At 64.6% G+C, this 19,602-nt stretch carries 15 protein-coding genes; 6 read left to right on the top strand and 9 right to left on the bottom strand.

Annotated features, from left to right (window positions below; translation table 11 throughout):
• Positions 1 to 173: 173 nt before the first annotated feature.
• The 3 genes from FBZ93_RS07435 to FBZ93_RS07425 all read left to right on the top strand — a co-directional run bounded on the left by FBZ93_RS07435 (position 174) and on the right by FBZ93_RS07425 (position 6,827).
• Positions 174 to 3,278 carry a helicase-related protein gene (locus tag FBZ93_RS07435; protein ID WP_146985383.1) on the top strand — a complete coding sequence of 1,035 codons (3,105 nt, stop codon included), beginning with the start codon at positions 174 to 176 and terminating at the stop codon, positions 3,276 to 3,278.
• A gap of 820 nt (positions 3,279 to 4,098) precedes the next feature.
• Positions 4,099 to 5,649 carry a porin gene (locus FBZ93_RS07430; protein ID WP_146985272.1) on the top strand — a complete coding sequence of 517 codons (1,551 nt, stop codon included), beginning with the start codon at positions 4,099 to 4,101 and terminating at the stop codon, positions 5,647 to 5,649.
• 467 nt (positions 5,650 to 6,116) lie between these two features.
• Positions 6,117 to 6,827, top strand: coding sequence for a hypothetical protein (locus FBZ93_RS07425; RefSeq protein WP_146985271.1), 711 nt, complete (start codon positions 6,117 to 6,119; stop codon positions 6,825 to 6,827).
• Between the two features lie 33 nt (positions 6,828 to 6,860).
• Here FBZ93_RS07425 and FBZ93_RS07420 read toward each other — a convergent pair whose 3' ends face one another.
• The 5 genes from FBZ93_RS07420 to FBZ93_RS07400 form a co-directional block, all read right to left on the bottom strand.
• Positions 6,861 to 7,688 carry a tetratricopeptide repeat protein gene (locus FBZ93_RS07420; RefSeq protein ID WP_167528951.1) on the bottom strand — a complete coding sequence of 276 codons (828 nt, stop codon included), beginning with the start codon at positions 7,686 to 7,688 and terminating at the stop codon, positions 6,861 to 6,863.
• A 368-nt stretch (positions 7,689 to 8,056) separates the two neighbouring features.
• Positions 8,057 to 9,091 (bottom strand): LLM class flavin-dependent oxidoreductase, encoded by a 1,035-nt coding sequence (locus tag FBZ93_RS07415; RefSeq protein ID WP_146985270.1) that lies wholly within the window; start codon positions 9,089 to 9,091, stop codon positions 8,057 to 8,059.
• 225 nt (positions 9,092 to 9,316) lie between these two features.
• A complete protein-coding gene (locus FBZ93_RS07410; protein WP_146985269.1) occupies positions 9,317 to 10,240 on the bottom strand; it encodes a glutathione S-transferase family protein in 924 nt (307 codons plus the stop codon).
• Between the two features lie 111 nt (positions 10,241 to 10,351).
• Positions 10,352 to 11,110 (bottom strand): SDR family NAD(P)-dependent oxidoreductase, encoded by a 759-nt coding sequence (locus FBZ93_RS07405; protein WP_146985268.1) that lies wholly within the window; start codon positions 11,108 to 11,110, stop codon positions 10,352 to 10,354.
• 96 nt (positions 11,111 to 11,206) lie between these two features.
• Positions 11,207 to 11,776, bottom strand: coding sequence for a TetR/AcrR family transcriptional regulator (locus tag FBZ93_RS07400; RefSeq protein WP_146985267.1), 570 nt, complete (start codon positions 11,774 to 11,776; stop codon positions 11,207 to 11,209).
• Positions 11,777 to 11,880: 104 nt separating this feature from the next.
• Between FBZ93_RS07400 and FBZ93_RS07395 the strand changes: the two genes are divergently transcribed.
• Positions 11,881 to 12,669 (top strand): crotonase/enoyl-CoA hydratase family protein, encoded by a 789-nt coding sequence (locus FBZ93_RS07395; RefSeq protein WP_146985266.1) that lies wholly within the window; start codon positions 11,881 to 11,883, stop codon positions 12,667 to 12,669.
• A gap of 271 nt (positions 12,670 to 12,940) precedes the next feature.
• Positions 12,941 to 13,723, top strand: coding sequence for a division plane positioning ATPase MipZ (locus FBZ93_RS07390; protein WP_246667387.1), 783 nt, complete (start codon positions 12,941 to 12,943; stop codon positions 13,721 to 13,723).
• 15 nt (positions 13,724 to 13,738) lie between these two features.
• Here the strand turns inward: FBZ93_RS07390 and FBZ93_RS07385 are convergent, their stop codons facing one another.
• The 4 genes from FBZ93_RS07385 to FBZ93_RS07370 all read right to left on the bottom strand — a co-directional run bounded on the left by FBZ93_RS07385 (position 13,739) and on the right by FBZ93_RS07370 (position 18,469).
• On the bottom strand, positions 13,739 to 15,181 hold the full coding sequence (locus FBZ93_RS07385; protein ID WP_246667386.1) for a hypothetical protein: 1,443 nt from the start codon (positions 15,179 to 15,181) through the stop codon (positions 13,739 to 13,741).
• 129 nt (positions 15,182 to 15,310) lie between these two features.
• Positions 15,311 to 16,171, bottom strand: a complete 861-nt coding sequence (locus FBZ93_RS07380; protein WP_146985263.1) for a sugar phosphate isomerase/epimerase family protein — start codon at positions 16,169 to 16,171, stop codon at positions 15,311 to 15,313.
• 3 nt (positions 16,172 to 16,174) lie between these two features.
• Positions 16,175 to 17,518, bottom strand: coding sequence for an MFS transporter (locus FBZ93_RS07375; RefSeq protein ID WP_146985262.1), 1,344 nt, complete (start codon positions 17,516 to 17,518; stop codon positions 16,175 to 16,177).
• 78 nt (positions 17,519 to 17,596) lie between these two features.
• Entirely contained in the window at positions 17,597 to 18,469 is an 873-nt protein-coding gene (locus tag FBZ93_RS07370) for a phytanoyl-CoA dioxygenase family protein (protein WP_146985261.1), read from the bottom strand.
• Positions 18,470 to 18,566: 97 nt separating this feature from the next.
• On the opposite strand from FBZ93_RS07370, the gene FBZ93_RS07365 reads away from it, so the two are divergent.
• Positions 18,567 to 19,577, top strand: coding sequence for a LacI family DNA-binding transcriptional regulator (locus FBZ93_RS07365; protein ID WP_167528950.1), 1,011 nt, complete (start codon positions 18,567 to 18,569; stop codon positions 19,575 to 19,577).
• Positions 19,578 to 19,602 lie beyond the last annotated feature (25 nt).

The raw sequence follows: 19,602 nt of genomic DNA, 5'->3' as shown, positions 1-19,602 counted from the left end.
GTGGCCGCTAAGCCCTGAGTCGCCCCGAGACCCACCTCAACGGGTGATCGCTCTCACGAAATAACGATGGATTTGACGTGGCGAAGACTAAGAAGACTCGCGCTGCTGCTGGCGCGAAGAAGAGCAGCAAGGGATTGGCGCGTTCCGGGATCTCATCTTCCTCGCCCCTCGGCATGTTGGCGCTGCATCTCCTCGAGCAATGGAAGCAGTCCGGCCGCGACGGCATCGTCTTCCTTGCGGAGAGCGAGAACAGGGCCGAGCGCCTCGGCAGCGTGCTGCATTCGCTCGATCCTTCGCTCGAGGTGCTGGTGTTCCCGCGGCTGAATACCTTGCCGTTTGACGGGCTGGAGCCGTCGCGCGAGATCGCCGGCAGGCGCAGTTCGGTGTTGCGGCGTCTGGCGAAGAGCAAGAAGCCCGTCTTCCTGGTGTCGACGGCCGAGGCGGTCATGGAGCGGTTGCCGCTGCCCGCGAGTTGGAGCCGCCTCAGCATCAGCTTGAAGGTCGGGGCGCGCTATTCCGAGCAGGATCTCAAGGATCGCCTGGAGGCTCTCGGATACGATCTCGACGAAGAGGCGGATTATCCGGGAAGCGTTCTGTTCCACGGCATGACGTTCGAAGTGTTTCCGGCCGGCGCCCTTGGGCCGTTCAGAATCGAGCATTCCGGCGGCGTGATCCGCAGGATCGCAGGCGTCGATCCCGACGAACACGATGTCGTCTTCGACACGCAGGAACTGCTGATCGATCCGATGTCCGAGCGGATCGCGCTGGGAGGCAAAAGGGCGCAGCGCGCGGCGCTGCCGGACTATTGCGACCGCGCGCGCTGGATCGCGGACGCCGGCGTGTCTGCTCACGCCGACAGCTGGCTGAGCACGATCAAGGAGGCGGCCGGCCGCCGCGAGACCGAGCGCGAGTATTTTGCGCCCGCTGACTGGAAGCGGCTGACCAAGCGCATGAGCGTGCTGCCGCGCAAGGCGGCGTTCACCCCGACGCCTGATTTCTCGAAGGTCGCCTCGTCGCGCAAAGCGCTCCGCGCGTTCATCGCCGACACCGAGCGCGCCGGATCGCGGCTGCTGCTCGTTGCAGCAGTGGAAGACGACCTGCGCGCGATGGAGCGAATGGGCGGGATCAAGGCGGAGCGCTTCACCGACTGGAGCGAGGCGGCGAAGGGGCGGGGTGGCGAAGCCGCGCTGTTGGCAGACTTCGACACCGGCTTCATCGATTCAGGCCGCAAGCCGCTTGTCGTGGTGACGGCGACCGATGTGCTCGGCAGCCGGGCCCATCATCCGCAGCCGATGGCCAGAGCCTGGAGTGCGGCGTTCGATCATCCCGACGTGCCGGAGCGCGGCGCGGTCGTCGTTCATCTGCAGCGCGGCCTCGCCGTGCTCGATGGCCTGCAGACCTTCGACATGGGGAAGGGATCGTCCCGCGAGATGATCAGGCTGGCATTCGCCGGCGACGATGCCGTCCTGGTTCCACCCGCCGACCTTGCGCTGATCTGGCCCTATGCGGCCGAGCTCGGCAGGCTGACATTGGACCGGGCCGATGGCAGCACATGGTGGGCGCGACGGACCAAGGCGGAGCAGGAAATCCAGACCGCCGCCAAGGCGCTTGCCAAACATATCGCGCAGCGGCGGCGCCGGCGCGCGCCCAGGCTGGTCGCTCCGGGTCCCGCATATGAGCGGTTCGTCGCGCGCTTTCCGTATTTCACGACGGTCGACCAGGCCAAGGCGATCCGGGACGTGCTCGACGATCTCGCGTCGGGTCATCCGATGGACCGCGTCGTCTGCGGCGATGTCGGATTTGGCAAGACCGAGGTCGCCTTGCGCGCGGCGGCGGCCGTTGCGCTGTCGGGCAAACAGGTTGCCATCGTTGTGCCGACCACCGTTCTGGCAAGGCAGCACGTCGCGACGTTTCGCAAGCGGTTTGCGCCGCTTGGCATCGAGGTGGGAAGCCTGTCGCGCGCGACATCGGCGCAGGAAATGCGGGAGACGAAGGAGAGCCTGCGAAGCGGCAAGATGAAGGTCGTGGTCGGCACGCAGGCGATCGCATCGAAGGACGTCAAATTCGCCAGGCTGAGCCTGGTCATCGTCGACGAGGAGCAGCACTTCGGGGCAGCGGAGAAGGCCAAGCTCTCGGGTCTGGCGAAGGGTGTCCATACGCTCTGGATGAGCGCCACGCCGATCCCGCGCACGCTTGCGGCAGGTCTTGCGGGATTCAGGGATCTCAGCGTGATCGCATCCCCGCCGGTGCATCGGCTCCCGGTCGTGACCAAGATCGCTCCGCTTTCGGACGCTGCGATTGCCGCGGCATTGCTGCGCGAGCAGCGACGCCATGGGCAGAGCTTCCTGATCTGTCCGCGCATCCAGGATCTCGATCCGCTGCTGGCGCGGGTGCAGGCGGTCGCCCCGGAGCTCCGCATCGTTTGCCTGCATGGCAAGCTGCCCGCCGATGAACTTGACGATCGCATGATGAGCTTCGTCGAAGGCGAGGCCGACGTCCTGTTGGCGACCAACATCGTGGAAAGCGGTCTCGATATTCCGCGGGCGAACACCATCGTGGTCTGCTGGCCGGAAAAGTTTGGTCTGGCACAGCTTCACCAGTTGAGGGGACGGGTTGGACGCGGTGGAACGCGCGCCTTCGCGTACATGCTGACCGAAACGAGCTCGGAGCAATCCGGCAAGCGATTGGCCGTTCTGGAGGAGTTCAGCAGACCGGGCGCCGGCTTTGCGATCAGCGAGCGTGATCTGGACCTCAGAGGTGCCGGAGACCTGTTGTCCGAGCGGCAATCCGGCCACGTGCAGGTGTTCGGACCGGTGCTCTATAGCCACCTTCTGAAGCAGGCTTCGGAAAAAACCAACGATCGGTCCGCCGATCTGTGGGTGCCCGACCTCAACCTTCCGCTCGCGGATCTCCTGCCACGGAGTTACGTGCAGTCGGAATCGATGCGCCTAGAAATTTACGGCCGCGTCGCCAGGTGCCGGAATGAAGACGATCTGGAAGATCTGGAGGAAGAGACCTCGCGCCGTTTCGGCAGGCTGCCGCCGGCGGGGCGGGATTTCTTCGCGGCGGCAAGGCTCAGGATCGATTGCAAGCGGCGCGGCATCGTGAGGCTCGATGTCGGGCCGGAGGCCGTCGCAGCGACGTTCCTCCCGGGCAGGCTGCCGAAATCCAGAGCACGATCGCTCCAACGCGACGGCGATCGCGTCTTTTACTCAGACAGAACACAGGAGCCGCCTTTCGAGCGGATCAACGACCTGCTGGATATTCTGGACGAGTGAGTGCGGCGTCACTCTCGGCAACGCCTTCGTGGGCCGCGTCACACGCCCCGTTGCTTCACGGCGCTTACCAGCTCTCGTCAGACGCCAGTCTTGCGACTGCATCGCGCCGTGTGACTGCGTCACGCGCGCAGTGGAGATATTCCATCGCGCAGCTGCTGCGGAGAACAAATCGACTGATCCGGTGCGCTGACATCGCCGTGACATGTAGTGTCGGTACTGCAGACATGAAGCGCTCTATCCGCCGTCCTTCGGCCCGCTCCGAGCCATCGGAAAGCCCCCTTCCAGGCTCGACTCGACGGTATCTGGGGCGGGCTATGTCGTTCAGATACCGGTATTTTTGGGCCGAAATATCGTGCCCGGAGCCGGAATCAGTGCCGCCAAAGCGGGCTCCGATTTTCGCTTTCTCCGTAGGACTACGCGTTTTGCACACCGTTCCGCCCGGTGTTGCCCAAACTTGTGCCCGCTAGCGGTATCTCAAATATTCTATTTATATTTCAATGACTTGTCGATTTGCCGCAGTTCAAATGCCCGTGATATTTGTGCAACATTTGCCCGAAAACAGCCGCAACTCCCGCCAAGGCGAGCGGTCTTTTGTTGCGTGATCGGGGGCCTTCTGTCTCATATGGAACTGCGACGGAGGGGGGCATCCCGAGGTCGTCCCGTTCTAGGTGGTTCGCTTAAGTCCCTCGCGTTCATGCGGGTGTGTCCGAAGGCGCGAAGCGACTAAGCGGGGATTTAAGGGACAAAGGGAACCAACCTGAGGGTGTTTACCCGGCGGATCCGGAACCTTCCCTGAGATAGAGCAACTTGGAGGTTTAACATGAAGATGGTTAAGAGCCTTATCCTCGGCTCGGCGGCGGCTCTCGTCGCGGTCGGCGGAGCTCAGGCGGCCGATCTTCCCGTCAAGGCCAAAGCGGTCGAGTACGTGAAGATCTGCTCCCTGTATGGTCCCGGCTTCTACTACATCCCGGGCACCGACACCTGTATCAAGCTGGGCGGCTATCTGCGCGCTGACGTCGTTGTGAACTCGAACTCGGATCACACCGGCAACACCTCGGGCGCGGGCGGTGCGAACAACCGTTTCACCAACGGCTACACCTGGCGTTCTCGTGAAGACCTGAACATCGATACGCGCACCGCGACCGAATACGGCGTGGTCCGCACCTTCTTCGATGCGACGTTCTCCTGGACGTCGGACACCTACGCTGGCCAGGGCAACGGCGCGACCGTTTACTCCCCGATCGGCGCGGTTCAGGCTCCGAACAACGCGAACTCCGGTGCGGTTGCGGGCGGTACGGTTGGTGTCTACTACGCCTTCATCCAGTTCGCCGGCTTCACCATGGGTAAGGCGGTCTCGCAGTTCTCGGCTCCGTGGGCCAACTATCCGGGCAACAACTTCGACGGTCTCGTCGGCGGCGGCGGTACCATCACTGGCGTGAACCAGTTCACCTACACTGCTCAGTTCGGCAACGGCGTGTCGCTGTCTCTGTCGGCTCAGGACCAGACTGCCTACTACCAGGCTGGCGTGAACAACATCCTCGCGGGTGGCGCTTACGGCACCAGCGATTACGCTGGCACGATTGCTCCGGACCTCGTCGCGATGCTGCGCGTCGACCAGGCTTGGGGTCTGTTCCAGGCGTCGTTCGCGGCGCATGACAACCACGCGGCCTACTACGGCGGCACCGAGTTGACCGGTCATCCGGACGACAAGTGGGGCTGGGCCGGTCAGCTGGCTCTGTCGATCAAGAACATTCCGACCGGACCTGGCGACACCATCAACGTGCAGGGCGTCTACACCAATGGTGCGACGCGCTACAACATCCAGGACCTCGCTGGTTCGGCTGGTGCGAACACCGTTTATGGTGGAACCGGTCTGCCGGGCGCGTACCAGAGCGTTGGTATCGGCGTTGCGCCTGACAGCGTGTTCGGTGCTATCGGTGGCGTGAACACTGGGCAGCAGCTGGTCACGACCTGGGGCTTCCGCGGTGCATACGTGCACAACTGGAATCCCTACTGGAACACCTCGATCTACGGTGCTTATGCCGGTATCACCTACAACGATACGGCTAAGACCCTGCTCTGCGGCGTCGGCGGCGTCGGCGGCTCGGTTCGTACCACCCTCAATGCTCTGGGCGGCGCGATCACCACCTGCAACCCCGACTACAATATCGCGCAGATTGGTACCCAGACCCAGTGGACTCCGGTCAAGAACCTGACCTTCACGGCAGACCTGACCTACACCCATCTGGATCAGAAGTACGCTGGTACGGTGTCGGCGCCCAGCGCTGCGATCGGCAAGCCTGCCGCTCTCTACGAGCTCAAGGACCAGAATACTGTGACCCTGCTGCTCCGCGCTCAGCGCAACTGGTAATACCGGTTGATCTGATAGCCATCTAACAGAGCCCCCGGTGGAAATGCCGGGGGTTTTGCTTTGCCCGGCGGTGACTCGCTCGCTGGCCATTTTCTTTCGCGCGACGTCATAATTGGGTCATTGACGCAGACCAGTCCACGGCGGACGTTTGGCGAGTCATGACGGTAGCCCAACAAATAGTTCGTATAATCCGCGAGCAGCCAGGTCTCACAGAGCGCCAACTTGCTGAGCACATCTTCGGGGAGGGAGCCTCCATACAGCGCGTCAATCCGACGTGCCGAAAGTTGGTGGCGATGGGATGGCTGGAGCGACATGGCCGAGGATGGGCGGCAGACCCGTTCACCTATCATCCTGCGAAACCTGACCTCTAAGCCGAGAGAGTTCAGCTGATCCGTCTATCTCGACGAAGGGTTATGCAAAAGGGAATCGCAGGGTTCGAAAATGCCGTCAGGAAATCGGAGCGCCCAATGTCCACCACCAACAAGCTGACGCTCAATTTCCGCTGCCCGGCGGAGCTTGAGAGGCTGATACCGCGGCCCATTCCGGCGGCCCAGGGCGTGCCCGGCTGGCTCAAGGCGATGCCGGCGACGGCGTTCTCTTCGATCGACCTGCGCGAAGAGGACACCATCAAGCGCTGCCCGCCATTCGTGGACGCGATGACCTGCGGGTTCCTGCTGCCACTGATCTGCGACATCAAGGTCGAGGACGGCGAAATCACCTGGGACCACGAGCTGCCGCCGGGAGGCTCGCCCGAATTCCCGCGTTCGCCGATCGGATTTCACGACCCGGGTCAGGTCGTCGGCACGCCGCTGTTTGAAGAGGGCCGCTTCTTTCTCAAATTCCACAATCTGTGGACCGTCGAAGCGCCCGAAGGCTACGCGGTTTACTTCACGCATCCGGTCAATCGCTTCGACCTGCCGTTCACCACCCTCAGCGGCCTAGTCAATTCCGACCTCTATACCGACAATTGGGTGCACTTCCCGGCATACTGGCACGACAGGAGTTTCAGAGGTGTCCTCCCCAAGGGAACTCCCGTCGCGCAATGCATTCCGGTCAAACGAGACGACTGGACTGCGCACACATCCTCCTTCACCGCGGAAGAAGCCAAGCGCGTCGGCCAATTCCGGAGTGAGCTGAGACGGCAGCCCAACCTCTACCGGAGAAACTTCAGGGCGTGAGACTCGACGAGATTTCGTCCAATGCGCCCGGCCTCACTTCCCACCGAGGAATTTTGCAACGTCCCGTTGGGAGAAAAAGAAGCGACCATGAGATGCCGCGGCCATGACGAATGCCGCACGCCCCAATAGCTGGGGCTGACCACGAATGATGGAGCGTAGCGCCGCCTCGGCAGCGTCGCGCTCTCCTTGTTCGAACAAGGATGTGGCGAGGTAGGCGCGGGTCGAGCGATCATCGGGGTACTGGGCGAGCACGCGGCGGAACGCATCCGCGGCCGCGGCGTAGTCGCCATGAAGGACCAGGACCCGCCCGAGTTGATTGAGAACGTCGAGGCGTCCCGGCGCAGCATCGCGCGCGGCTGTCAGGACGCTCGCAGCCCGCGCGAAGTCACTGGTGTCATGCAACAGCCGCCCGAGATCGAGCTTCAGATCGATGCTGCCCGGGGCAAGCGCGAGGCCGGCTTCGACCGTGCTGATCGCCTCGTCGTATTGACCGGCCTTGGCAAGCTGCCCGGCGAGTTCCTGAAATGAAGGGAGATATGGCGGGCGGCGTGCAACCGTGCGCCGAAGCTGTGCCAAGCCGTCCGTGGCCCGCCCCGCACCGCACAACAATGCGCCAAGCAAGGTCTCGACCTCGCCATCGTCGCCGCGGCGCGCAACCCGCTCGAGCGGTGCAATCGCCTCGACTTCCCGCTTCTGCCCCATCAGGGCGTGCGCCAGGAGGAGCGCCGCGTGTCTGTCCTTGCGGTTTGATTTCAGGATGCTTGTCGCGATCTGCTCTGCCTGAGCAAACTGCCGCGCCCGCAACGCGGATGCGCCTTGTTGCAGCGCCCGAGCGAGGAAATTGTTCTGATTGCCACTCACGGGAAAGCTTCTGGAGGATACGAGAGATTATCATGGGCGCTAGCGCGGCCGTTTCCGGCCGTCCAGCAACAATCTCGTGCAAACGCAATATGAGGTCAACCGGAGCAATCCGCTTGCGACGTGCTGCAACATGCAGGACCTCAGTGGTTCGGCTGGCGCCAACACCATCTACGGCGGCACCGTCTTCCCAACAGCGGCGCAGCAGTCGGCAAGCCGCTTGCCCTGTACGAGCTCAAGGATCAGAACACGGTGACCATGATGCTCAAAGTCCAGCGCAACTGGTGATCCGGTTGATCTGACTGAGATCTAACAGAGCCCCCGGCGCCAAAACGCCGGGGGTTTTGCTTTGTACGGACCGCTCGCGTGCGTCAGGCGGCGAGCATGTCGCGCACCATCGGCACCACCTTGGTGCCGTAGAGCTCGATGCTCTTCATCAGCTTCTCATGCGGCAGCGGGCCGGCCGAATATTTCAGCTGGAAGCGCGCGGTGCCGAGCGCCTTCACGGTCGCCGCGATCTTGCGGGCGACGGTTTCCGGCGCGCCGACATAGAGCGAGCCGTGCTCGGCCTCGGCGACGAACTCGTCGCGGCTCATCGGCGGCCAGCCGCGCTCCTTGCCGATCCGGTCGCGCATGACCTTGTAGTCCGGCCACAGCTCTTCGCGGGCTTGCGCGTCGGTCTCAGCGACGTAGCCCGGCGAATGCACGCCGATCGGCTGCGGCGTCCGGCCGAACTGCTGGTAGGCGCGTTGGTGCAAATCGACATAGGGCGCAAAGCGCTTGGGATCGCCGCCGATGATGGCGAGCATCAGCGGCAGGTCGTAATGCGCTGCCCGCACCACCGATTCGGGGCTGCCGCCGACGCCGATCCAGGTCTTCAGCCGGCCGTGCTCGACCGGCGGATAGACCGACTGGCCCTTGAGCGGCGGCCGCAGCTTGCCCTCCCAGGTCACCGGCTCTTGCTTCAGGAGCTCGGCGAACAGGTCGAGCTTCTCCTCGAACAGCTCGTTGTATTGCCTGAGGTCGAAGCCGAACAGCGGGAACGACTCGGTGAACGAGCCGCGGCCGAGGATCACCTCGGCGCGGCCGTTCGAGACCGCGTCCACCGTCGCGAAGCGCTGGAACACCCGGATCGGATCGTCCGAGCTCAGCACGGTCACCGCGGAGCCGAGGCGGATGTTCTGGGTGCGTGCAGCGATTGCCGCCAGCACGGTCTCGGGGCTGGAGATCGCAAAGTCGGCCCGGTGATGCTCGCCGAGCCCGATGAAATCGATCCCGAGCTGATCGGCCAGCACCGCCTCGTCGACGACGTTGCGGATCACCTGGGCGTGGGGCAGCGGCGCGCCGGCGGCGTCCTTGGTGACGTCGCCGAACGTATCGAGCCCGAATTCGAGAGAGGTCGTCATCACATAGTCCAGTTGTCGGCGTGGCGGAGCATCCGCCACGGGCCACCCATCGCACGCAGGCCGAGAGGTCTTGGTGCTTGCTGAGATGTCCGCAAGCCTGCGCTGTGGAGCCTTCGGTTGGAGATGCGATGGAGGTATTACCTGTTCGCGGCCCGACAAGGTCAGGCCGCGAAACGCAGCGTTTCCGAGTTGCGGGAGCGGAGCCGGCCGCCGGGCCGGGCGCGATCAGCCCGGGACGACCAGGAAGCCGGCGCGCGGGAAATGCACCACCACCTCGCCGACGCGTTCGTCGGACCGGCGGATCGCGATGTGCTGTGCCGACAGCGAGACGATCTCGCCGCGGACCGGGATCTTGCCGTAGTCATCCGGCATCACACTGACGATGTCGCCGGGCTTGCGACCGTTCGGATCCGTGGGGTCGCCGAACACCGGCGACTCCGGCTGCGCCTTCGCCGCGATCTCGAGCGCGTCGGCTGACGACATCTCGGTGCGCGTGCCGTGGCCGATGGCGCGGATGCGCTCCTCCCACGCCGCGGTGCGTGGAAAAGGCTTCATCATTTCGTCCATCGCCGCGAGGCTTTGCCGTGCGTACCACACGTTCATGTAGGCGCTGACATCGGCGAGGCCGAACTCGCCGAACAGCCACGGCCTGTTGTCGCCGAGTTGCGCCTCGATCCAGTCGACGTTGGCGCGGAACTGGTCGCGCATCTGCGGCAGCGCCGCGGTCATGGCGGCGATGTCGAACTTGCCGCCGCGCAGCTTCTCGCGATCCGCGATGAAATCCTGCGGGACCTTGTCGCCGATAAAGCCGAACACCAGGTTGACCGTGCTTTGGAAGAACGGCCGGTCGGTCCACATGCCGAGCGCCCAGGGCATCCCGGCATTGCCTGCAGGAAACAGCGTCGGCGTCGGATAGCGCCGCTCCAGCTCGCGGATGATGATCTGGGTGTCACAATAGATGTCCGCGCCGATCTGCATCGTCGGGGTACGGCGATAACCCCCGGTCATCGGCATCAGGTCCGGCCGCGGCATGATCCGGGAAATCCGCACCGAGTCCCAGGCCAGCTTCTTGAATCCGAAGATGATGCGGATCTTCTCGGAGAACGGCGACTGATCGAAATGATGCAGGATCGGCGTGGGCTGCGGCATGGCCTTCTCCCGGGACAGGTTGCGATCTCGACGGACCTTGTCGCATAGCCTGACAAGATTTGCGCCGATCGCAATCGATTTTCCCGGGTGAAGGCGTGCCGCCCTGGGTGCTCAGAACTGCTCCGCCCACGGCCGCAGGTCGAGCTCCAGCGTCCAGGCGCTGCGATGCTGGTGATGCAGCACCCAATAGGCCTCGGCGATTGCCGCGATGTTGAGCAGGCCATCCGGCCCGCGCTCATCCTTCAATTGCGGGCGCATGCTCAGCAGGCGATCGCCGCCGATGCCGCCGTCGACCACGACATGGCCGACATGGATGCCCTGCGGCCCGAACTCCCGCGCCACGCTCTGGGCCAGCGCGCGCAGCGCCGCCTTGGCGGCGGCGAAGGGCGAGTAGTTGGCCTTGCCACGCAGCGAGCCGCTGGCGCCGGTGAACACCAGCGTGCCGCCGCCGCGCGCAAGCAGAGCGGGGATCGCGGCCTGTGCCAGCTGGAAGCCGCCGAGCGCGTGTTCGCGCCAGTGCTCCTCGAAACGCTGTTCGCTGACCTTGAGAAACGGCGCCGGCCGGTTGGAGCCGGCATTGTGTACGGCCATCGCCAGCGGCGCGAGCTTTTGCGCAGCCTCGACGAAGCGGGCAACGTCCGCGGCGATGGACACATCACCAACGACATGGCTGACAATGGCGCCATCGGCGGCGAGTTCGGCTGCGGTTGCTGCGAGCTTCTCGGCGTTGCGCCCGGCGATCGCGACGGGATAGCCGCCGGCCGCAAAGCGGCGCGCGATCGCGGCGCCGAGCCCGTTGGATGCGCCGACGCCTGATATCAGCACGCTGCCCTGCACAGCCGTCGGCTCAAGGGTGGATCGGTCGTTCATGGCTCGCTCCATCAAGAGCATGATCCGGAAAAGTGGAAACCGGTTTTCCGAAAAGATCATGCTCAAACAAACAAGGTACCCGGGGTGCGGGCGCAATCATTCGTCCGACGCCATCGCGATGATGCGCTCGCGCACCGTGCGCAGAATGGCGTCGGATCGCTTCGGATCGGTGATGACGCGCGAGATCGCGAGCGCGCCGACCATTGCGCTGACAGCGACGATTGCGCTGCTGTCATCATCATCGCCGAACGTCTCGGCGACCTTGGCGATGAAGGATTCGATGTGCGGCTCCATCACCGCGCGGCATTGTTCGTCGGCGCGGCCGACATCGGAGATCAGCGCGCCGATCGCGCAGCCCGACTTGGGCTGGTCGCGATGGGTGCGGCTGAGATAGCTTCGTACCAGTGCGTTGATGCTGACCGGCTTGTCGGGATCGCGCGCTGCGTGCGCCGACGCTTCGCCTGCGGTTAGCGCCTGCTCCAGCGCCGCGGCGATCAGGTCGGAACGCGAGGCGAAGTGCCCGTAGAAGCCGCCATGGGTCAGCTTCACCTGCTGCATCAGGCCGCCGATGCTGAGGGCGTCCAGCCCCTTGTCGCGGATCTGCATCGCGGCCTCGTTCAGGATCCGCTCGCGGCTCCTGGCCTTGTCGGCCTGGGAATGGCCCATCTCAGAGTGCCCCTGTTTGACTCTCGCTCTGGATTATGACCATCATGCATCTGGATGACAACTATCATTCAGAAAATATTCAGTCACAAAGCAGGGAGGAGCAGATGTCCGGCAGCGCGAGCGAAGGGCGGGTCCGCCACGAGCGGCATGACCGCATCCTGAAGATCATCATCGACAATCCCGCGAAGAAGAACGCCTTCAGCCCGGAGATGATGGCCGAGCTGTCCGACGCGCTGACGCTGCTCGACAATGATGACGGCCTCTGGGTCGGCGTGCTCTGTGCCGCCGGCGGCAGCTTCACCGCGGGTCTCGACATGCCCAAATTCTTCGGCCCAACGGCGAGCCGCAAGCCGCTGCCGGAAGGCAACGTCGATCCCTTTGGATTGTCGAAGCGGTGCCGGAAGCCGATCATCACGGCGGTGCAGGGCATCGTGTTCACGGTCGGCATCGAGATGATGCTGGCCGGCGATATCGTGGTTGCCGCGGACGACAGCCGTTTCTGCCAGATGGAAGCCAAGCGCGGCATCGCGCCGCTCGCCGGCGCGCATTTCCGCTACATCAGCCGTGCCGGGTGGGGTGATGCGATGTATCACCTGCTTCTGTGCGACGAGTTCTCCGCGGCGGAAGCGCATCGGATCGGTCTCGTGCAGGAAGTCGTGCCGGCCGGTCAGCAGATCGAGCGTGCGATGGCGCTTGCCGAGATCATTGCGCGCAACGCGCCGCTCGGAATCCAGGTGACGAAAGAGGCGGGCCGCAAGTTCATCGAAGCCGGCGAGCAAGCAGCAATCGCGATCATCCCGCAAATCCGCGAACGCGTGCTCAACACGTCAGACGCGGCCGAGGGCATCAAGTCGTTCGTGGAGCGTCGCGCCGCCGTGTTTCAGGGGCGCTAGCACAGGGGATGGGAGTCCCAGGACGCAAGCTGCGTTCGCGATACGTACTGCAGGAAGCTGTGACAATGATGTCGCAGCTTCTTGATCTTGATCACGACAATGTTGCAGCGACTCTTGTCGAGATTCGTCGAATCAGGGAGACTTCAATCATTCATTAAATTTCGTTTCGTCCTGGCTCTCACTCAAGCGTCCGGTATGGCATCCCATGACAAACGCACGAGTAATTGTTGTCGGAAACAATAAGGGTGGCTCTGGCAAGTCGACGATTGCCATGCACGTCGCCGTCGCACTGATCAAGGCGGGTCAGCGTGTCGCCACCATTGATCTCGACAACAAGCAGAAGTCGCTGACGCATTACGTCGAGAACCGGCGTGACTGGGCGCGGGAAACCTCGCTGGAACTCGGCGTACCGGCGCATATGTGCTTCGAGACGGTGAACGGCAGGAGCAGCGAGGTCGAGACGCTCGGCCGTAGCGCACTCGCCGAGATCGTCGAACGGCTCGGCCGATCGCATGACTTCGTCGTCATCGACTGTCCCGGCCATGACACCTACCTGACGACGTTCACGCATTCGCTGGCGAACACGCTGATCACGCCGCTGAACGACAGCTTCATCGATTTCGACGTGCTCGGCACCGTCGATCCGAACGATTTCAAGGTGACCGGCATCAGCCACTATTCCAAGATGGTGGAGGAGGCGCGGCGCCAGCGCAGCGCAAACGATCAGCCGGCGTTCGAGTGGGTGGTGCTGCGCAATCGTCTCTCCACGCTCGGTTCACGCAACAAGCGCCTGGTCGGCGAAGCCCTCAGCGAACTGTCGAAGACGCTGAACTTCCGCCTGGTCGATGGCCTCGCCGAACGGGTGATCTTCCGCGAATTCTATCCGCGCGGATTGACGGCGGTCGACGACGTCAATCAGTTCGCGCTCGGCGGCCGGCCGACCATGTCGCATGTCACCGCATGGCTTGAGATGGAGCGGTTGATGACCGCGATCATGCTCGGCCATCTGGTGCGGCCGGCAGTCTCGTCCGAGGACAGCCGCGACGCGGCGTAAGGCGACGTCGCTTCGCTAGCGGCAATTGGCGTTGCCGGCGTTGGCAATGGTCAGGAACGTGATCGTTGCGGGAGCAAAGACGATCGCTCCTGCCGCGACTGCGTCTCCCGTCAGAGCGGGAATCTGATCGGAAGCCCCGAGCGCGAGCGTGCTGCCATTGAGCTGAACGGTGCCGTCGGCGGGCTTTGCGCTCGCCAGGGTGTAGCGTTGCGCGGCGGCTGCCAGCGTCAGCTTGCGTTGCGTCCGCCGATCATTGTTGATGACGAGCAGGGTGATTGCATCGGACTTGTCGCGCGCGCAATGCGCATAGACATGGAAACCGGGGTGCCCTGAGATGCCGGCATCGAGCACGGTGGTTCCCATCAACCGTCGCCACAGTAGCGCGGCCCAGTAGTTCGGCCGCGGCAGATGGGTCCGCTCGTCGAGCAGCCCGTAGTCGCTGGCGGCAAGCGTATTGTGCATGACAACCTGAACGCCGGCCTTCGCCAGCCGCCCGAGCTGGTCGAGGTAGCGGAACGTATCGGCGAGGGTTGCGGCCCAGCGGTTGCCGCCGCATGCGGTCTCCGCGGTCTCGGTCAGCCAGATCGGCTTGCCCGGTGCAAGCCGGTCGCGCAGCGCCTTGTAGACGGCGAATGTCCTGCCGGTTCGCGCCAGCCATTCGTCCGACAAAGCCTGCCTCGCCGTACGATCGCCGCCGCATCGCGCCGAGAGCGCGCCGTAGTGATGGTAGGAGACAACGTCGACGCCTGCTGCCGATACGGCGAACCGCGCTCTTGCATCGGCGCCGGTGCCGATCGTGCCTGGGCCGAGGATCGTCACGTCGGATGCCGTGTCCTTCATGAATGCACGGAACGCGGCAAAGTCCCGGCCGTAGGCCGCGGCATCGTAATGGTCAGGCGCGCCGCCGATGGCTGGCAGGTCGGGCTCGTTCATGAACTCGGCTGCCGCGATGTGGCCGTCGGCCGATCGCGTGAACGAAAGAAGCTGCCGGGCCTGTTCGGAGCTCCATTGCCCCGCTGCATCACGCGCGCCGGCGCTGATCGCAAAGGACGTGACGATGGGGGCATCGACGGCGTGCGAGAAGTCGATCACATCTAGCCATTGTTGCCGTGTCAGGACGCCGCTGAAGCCGGCCGGCGGTGCGCTTGGCGGCGCGTCGGAATCCGCAAAGAAGGTGCTGTTGGCCCAGGTTCCGCTGACGCGAAGGAAGGCCGGAGCGAGTGCTGCGGCGAGTTTTCGCAGCCGGCCATCGCGCAGATCGATTGGTGCGCGCGCTGCGAACCGTTCCGAGCTTGCGCCCGTGCCTGCGCCGGCCGCATAAGGCTTCCAGAACCGCCCGCCGGTCACCTCGACCATCTCGATGTTGTAGGACTCGAAACGCAGATCGATCGTCGCGACGCGCCGCATGGCGGCGACATCAAGCGTCAGTTCCGCCGTGATCGCCTTCGTGCAGACCAAGGCGGCAATTGCCGGGATGGCGATGCGTGTGAGGCGTCGAAGTGAGCCGGCTGGTTGGTGGTTGCGCACGGGTGCTCGCGTCGATCTGAACTGCTTCTCAATTCAGAATGCCGCTGCCACCTGTTTGAATCAACGCGGGAGCGTGCCTTGCGGCTCGTTCGCGATGCGGTCCCACAGCGCGCGGATCATGTCCTTCATGACCAGCGCGTCGTCCCAGCGGTCGGACAATTCCCTGCCGTCGGGCCCGGTGATGGCATACGGCGGGGGCCCAAGCTCGCACAGGAAGGTCAAGGTCGCATCGGGCCCCGCGCGCTTGCGCCATGAACGGATGCCGTATTCCCACCAGTCTGTGAACAGCGACACCCAACCCTGGTGCTGCGGGAAGCCCAGCGAGATCTGCACCTGCTCGCGGCTCGCGATGCGGCCGTGGATGCCCCAGGCATGGTCGAGGATGCGGTGGATCATCGCGTGGTTGACGTCGTCGACCGGCCAGGCGAATTCGCGGCCGACCAAATAATGTGAGAGATCGGCGGTCAGCTGCAGATCGGGAAAGCAATCGAGCAAATCGAGCATGAAGATCAGGTCGGTCGTCATGCGGTCGCGATGGGTCTCGACATGCACGGCAACGCCGGCGTCAGTGGCAAGCCGCCGCCAACCTTCGAGCAGGGGAATGCACTCGGCGAGCCGGCGCGGCCGGACGTCAGGTTGCAGGTTGATATGATCGGCGCCGAGCTGCGCCACGAGCTCGAGCACCGGCTTCAGATCGTCGACGCGCTTCGGATAGCATTGCGCCTGCCAGATCATGCCGTGCGCGCCAAGGAAGCTCGTCACCTCGCGCGCGAAGGCAGGATCGATGAAGCGCACGCCTGCGCCGTCAAACCCGGCATCGCGGATCATCGCGAGCTGGGTTTGCAGCGGCCATTCGTCCTCATCGGCGAGCCGCCGCTCCATCGCCCAGAGCGACTGCAGGACCCGCAGTTGCTGCGCCACCGTTCAGGCCCGCGCCGGAATCGCCGTGGGCAGCTCGGCCTGTTCGCTCGCGTCGGCGGCGATGTTCTCCTGGTAGGTCTCCGGCCCGATCCAGATCGCAATCACCGTGCAGGCCGACAGGAACATCGCGTAGCAGGCGACCGGCCACCAGGTGCCGTAAGCTGCCACCAGCGCGGTGGCGACGAATGGGGCCGGGCCGCCCGACAGCAGCGAGCCGAGTTCACGGGCGAAGGCGAAACCGGCGAAGCGGCGCTGCGGTGGGAACAGCTCGGCGAAGTACGCCGCCTGCGGCCCGAACATCGCCGCCGTCACCACCGCGCGTGCCAGGATGAACGCGAGCGCGATCATGACCCATTGCTTGGTGCCGACCATCCAGAAGAACGGGAAGGCGAGCGCGACGCCGGCCAGCGCGCCGAACATGTAGACCGGCCGGCGTCCGATCCGGTCCGACAGGGCGGCAAAGCCGAGGATCGCGAACAGCTCGACCGTGAATGCCAGCATCAATGCGCTGAGCGCCTCCGCCTTGGGCACGCCGAGCGTGGTGATGACGTAGCTCAGGCCAAACACCGGAAAGAAATAGCCGAGGCCGTTCTCGGCCATCCGGGCGCCGAGCACCACGAAGAAGTTGCGCGGGTGCTGGCGCAACGCCTCCATCGCCGGATTGCTCTCGACCTTGCCGCGCGCGACTACCGCATCGGTGTAAACCGGCGTCTCGGTGATGCGCATGCGAACGAAGATGCCGACCACGATCAAGAGGAAGCTTGCCAGGAAGGGCAGGCGCCAGCCCCAGCTCATCAGCTGATCGCGCGGCAGCATCGTCACCAGCGCGAAAGCGGCGGCGGCGAGCAGATTGCCGACGGAGACGCCGAGCGGTGCGAAGCCGCCCCAGAAGCCGCGATGCTTCGGCGGCGCGTTCTCGACCAGATAGATCACCGCGCCGCCATATTCCGCGCCGGCGCCAAGGCCCTGGATGACGCGCATCGCGACCAGCAGCACCGGCGCCCAGATGCCGATCTGCGCATAGGTCGGCAGCAAGCCGATCGCGGTGGTGCCGATGCCGATCATCAAAAGCGTTGCGACCAGCACCGGCTTGCGGCCATAGCGATCGCCGAGGATGCCGAACAACAGGCCGCCGAACGGCCGCACCACGAAGCCGACGCCGAAGGTCAGGAACGACAATAGCGTGCCGACCACCGGATCGCTCTTTGGAAAGAACAGCTCGCCGAACACCAGCGCGGCCGCGGTGCCGTAGAGGAAGAAGTCGTACCATTCGAGCGCGGAGCCGATGCTGGCCGCAAGAATCACACGCAGGCGCGATTTGCTGGCGCCATCTGCCATCTTGGTCATTCGTTTCCCCATTGTGTCTGTTTTTATGTGTTGAAAGCAGCAATGCCCGCGGCTTGGCCGCGGGCATTTTCGTAGTCTTCAGGCCGCGCGCGTAAAGTAGGATTTCTTCGACGCCGACTGGGTCTCGTAGATCGATCCCTGCCGTTTGGCCGGCGGCAGCGGCATCCGCACCGGCACGTCGGTCAGCCGCGGTGCGACCACCGGCGGACCCGCCAGCAGGCGGCTGTTGAACTCGTCGAAGTCCTTGACGCCCATCAGCGGCCAGGCATCGCTGGCGGCGACCTCATAGAGCAGCAGGTTGCGCGGCCGGTTCGATGTGTTGGTCGCCGAGCCGTGCAGCGCGCGGACGTGATGGAACGACATGCTGCCGGCTTTACCCATGCAGGGCACCGCGCGCTTGATGTCGTCCTGGATCTGGTCCGGATCGATCAAGCCCGCGAAGCAGCCATCCTCGCCATGATGATCCCACATCGTGGCGCCGGTGTGCGTGCCCGGCGTCACCAGCATCGGGCCGTTCTCGATATCGCAGTCGTCGAGCAGCACGCCGATCGCGAGGATGTCGTCATTGGTGTGCGGATAGAACGCCCAGTCCTGATGCCACTCGACCGGCGAGCCGTATTGCGCCGACTTCATGTTCAGCTTGGAGCCGTGCAGGCGAAGACCGGGGCCGATCAGTCTGGTCAGGATCGAGATCACGGCGGGGCTGCGGACGATCTCGTCGAAGATCGGGTGCACCTTGTGCGGCGCCTTGATGCGGCGGACGCGCGGGGTCTCCGGCGTATGGCCCGGTTCGAGGTCGTAGACATCGGTGTGCTCGGTCACACTGGCGGCGCCAGCCACCAGCTCTGCGAGCACTGTGCGCACCTTCCCCAGGGTCTCCTGGTTGAGCACCTCGGGGACCACGATCACCCCGTCGCGCTTGTAAGCCTGGGCATGTTCGTCCGAAATCATACCGTTTCTCCCTTTTGGTTTAATGTTAGCGCTAACATGAGGCGATGCTAGCGCTAACATCATGGCTTGGCAATCCGGAATCGTGCAGGGTCGGGCCATGAGCTCCGAAGTGACCGACCCCGGGACTGGCCCGACCGGTGCCGCGCCCACCCTTTCAGAGGTGGCCAAGCGCGCCGGCGTCTCCTCGATCACGGTGAGCCGGGTGGTGCGGATGCCCGACCTGGTCGCCCCGGAGACCCGGGCGCGGGTCGAGCAGGCGATGCGCGACCTCGGCTATATCCCGAACCTCGTGGCAGGCGCGCTGGCGAGCGCGCGGACCAATTCGGTCGGCGTGCTGGTGCCGACCATCGCCAACTCGATCTTTGCCGATACCGTGCAGGGCCTGTCCGACAAGCTCGAGCCGCTCGGCTTCTCCGTGATCCTGGCGCAGTCGCGCTACGACGCGGCGCGCGAGGACCGCATGCTGGCAGCGCTGCTGTCGCGGCGGCCGGAGGCGATCATCATGGTCGGTTCGCCGGCAACGGAGGAGGGCAGCCGCCTGCTGCGCAACGCGCGGATCCCGATCGTCGAGACCTGGGATCTGCCGGCAAACCCGATCGACGCGGTCGCGGGCTTCGACAATTACAAGGCCGGCGTTGCCGTCGCGAAGCATCTGGTTGCGCAGGGGCGCAAGCAGCTCGCCTTCATCGGCGGCGACGATCCGCGCGGCACGCGCCGCTGGTTCGGCTTCAGGGACGAGGCGCTGGCAAACGGTCTCGCCGAGCCGCGCCGGTTGATCCTGGACCGCAAGGACTCAGGCAGCGTGGCGGCGCACGCACGCCTGCCTGATGTCGACGCCGTGTTCGCCGCCAATGACGCGCATGCGATCGGCTTCATGTCCGGGCTACGCAAGGCCGGGCTATTGCGCGACGGGCCCGCATCGGCGCAGCCGGTCGCGGTGATCGGCCTCGGCGATCTCGAAATGGCCCGGCTGATCTCGCCGACATTGAGCACGATCAGCGTGCATGGTGACGCGATCGGCCGCACCGCGGCGACACTGACGCTGGAGCGCGACGGCGAGCGCCGCATCGATCTCGGCTTCGAGCTGGTGTTGCGCGACAGCGGCTAGCGATCATCGCCCAATGGCGCGAGCG

It is taken from the genome of Bradyrhizobium macuxiense (assembly GCF_007993935.1).
GTDB lineage: Bacteria > Pseudomonadota > Alphaproteobacteria > Rhizobiales > Xanthobacteraceae > Bradyrhizobium > Bradyrhizobium macuxiense_A.
The sequence above is the reverse complement of the archived record's forward strand: the minus strand, read 5'-3'. Positions and strand labels throughout refer to the sequence as shown.

What these genes read in the sequence shown, in the direction of transcription:
- FBZ93_RS07435 (WP_146985383.1), top strand. Translation starts at nt 174, where the DNA reads ATGTTGGCGCTGCATCTCCTCGAGCAATGGAAGCAGTCCGGCCGCGAC.
- FBZ93_RS07430 (WP_146985272.1), top strand. Translation starts at nt 4,099, where the DNA reads ATGAAGATGGTTAAGAGCCTTATCCTCGGCTCGGCGGCGGCTCTCGTC.
- FBZ93_RS07425 (WP_146985271.1), top strand. Translation starts at nt 6,117, where the DNA reads ATGTCCACCACCAACAAGCTGACGCTCAATTTCCGCTGCCCGGCGGAG.
- FBZ93_RS07415 (WP_146985270.1), bottom strand. Translation starts at nt 9,091, where the DNA reads ATGACGACCTCTCTCGAATTCGGGCTCGATACGTTCGGCGACGTCACC.
- FBZ93_RS07410 (WP_146985269.1), bottom strand. Translation starts at nt 10,240, where the DNA reads ATGCCGCAGCCCACGCCGATCCTGCATCATTTCGATCAGTCGCCGTTC.
- FBZ93_RS07405 (WP_146985268.1), bottom strand. Translation starts at nt 11,110, where the DNA reads ATGAACGACCGATCCACCCTTGAGCCGACGGCTGTGCAGGGCAGCGTG.
- FBZ93_RS07400 (WP_146985267.1), bottom strand. Translation starts at nt 11,776, where the DNA reads ATGGGCCATTCCCAGGCCGACAAGGCCAGGAGCCGCGAGCGGATCCTG.
- FBZ93_RS07395 (WP_146985266.1), top strand. Translation starts at nt 11,881, where the DNA reads ATGTCCGGCAGCGCGAGCGAAGGGCGGGTCCGCCACGAGCGGCATGAC.
- FBZ93_RS07390 (WP_246667387.1), top strand. Translation starts at nt 12,941, where the DNA reads ATGCACGTCGCCGTCGCACTGATCAAGGCGGGTCAGCGTGTCGCCACC.
- FBZ93_RS07375 (WP_146985262.1), bottom strand. Translation starts at nt 17,518, where the DNA reads ATGACCAAGATGGCAGATGGCGCCAGCAAATCGCGCCTGCGTGTGATT.
- FBZ93_RS07370 (WP_146985261.1), bottom strand. Translation starts at nt 18,469, where the DNA reads ATGATTTCGGACGAACATGCCCAGGCTTACAAGCGCGACGGGGTGATC.
- FBZ93_RS07365 (WP_167528950.1), top strand. Translation starts at nt 18,567, where the DNA reads ATGAGCTCCGAAGTGACCGACCCCGGGACTGGCCCGACCGGTGCCGCG.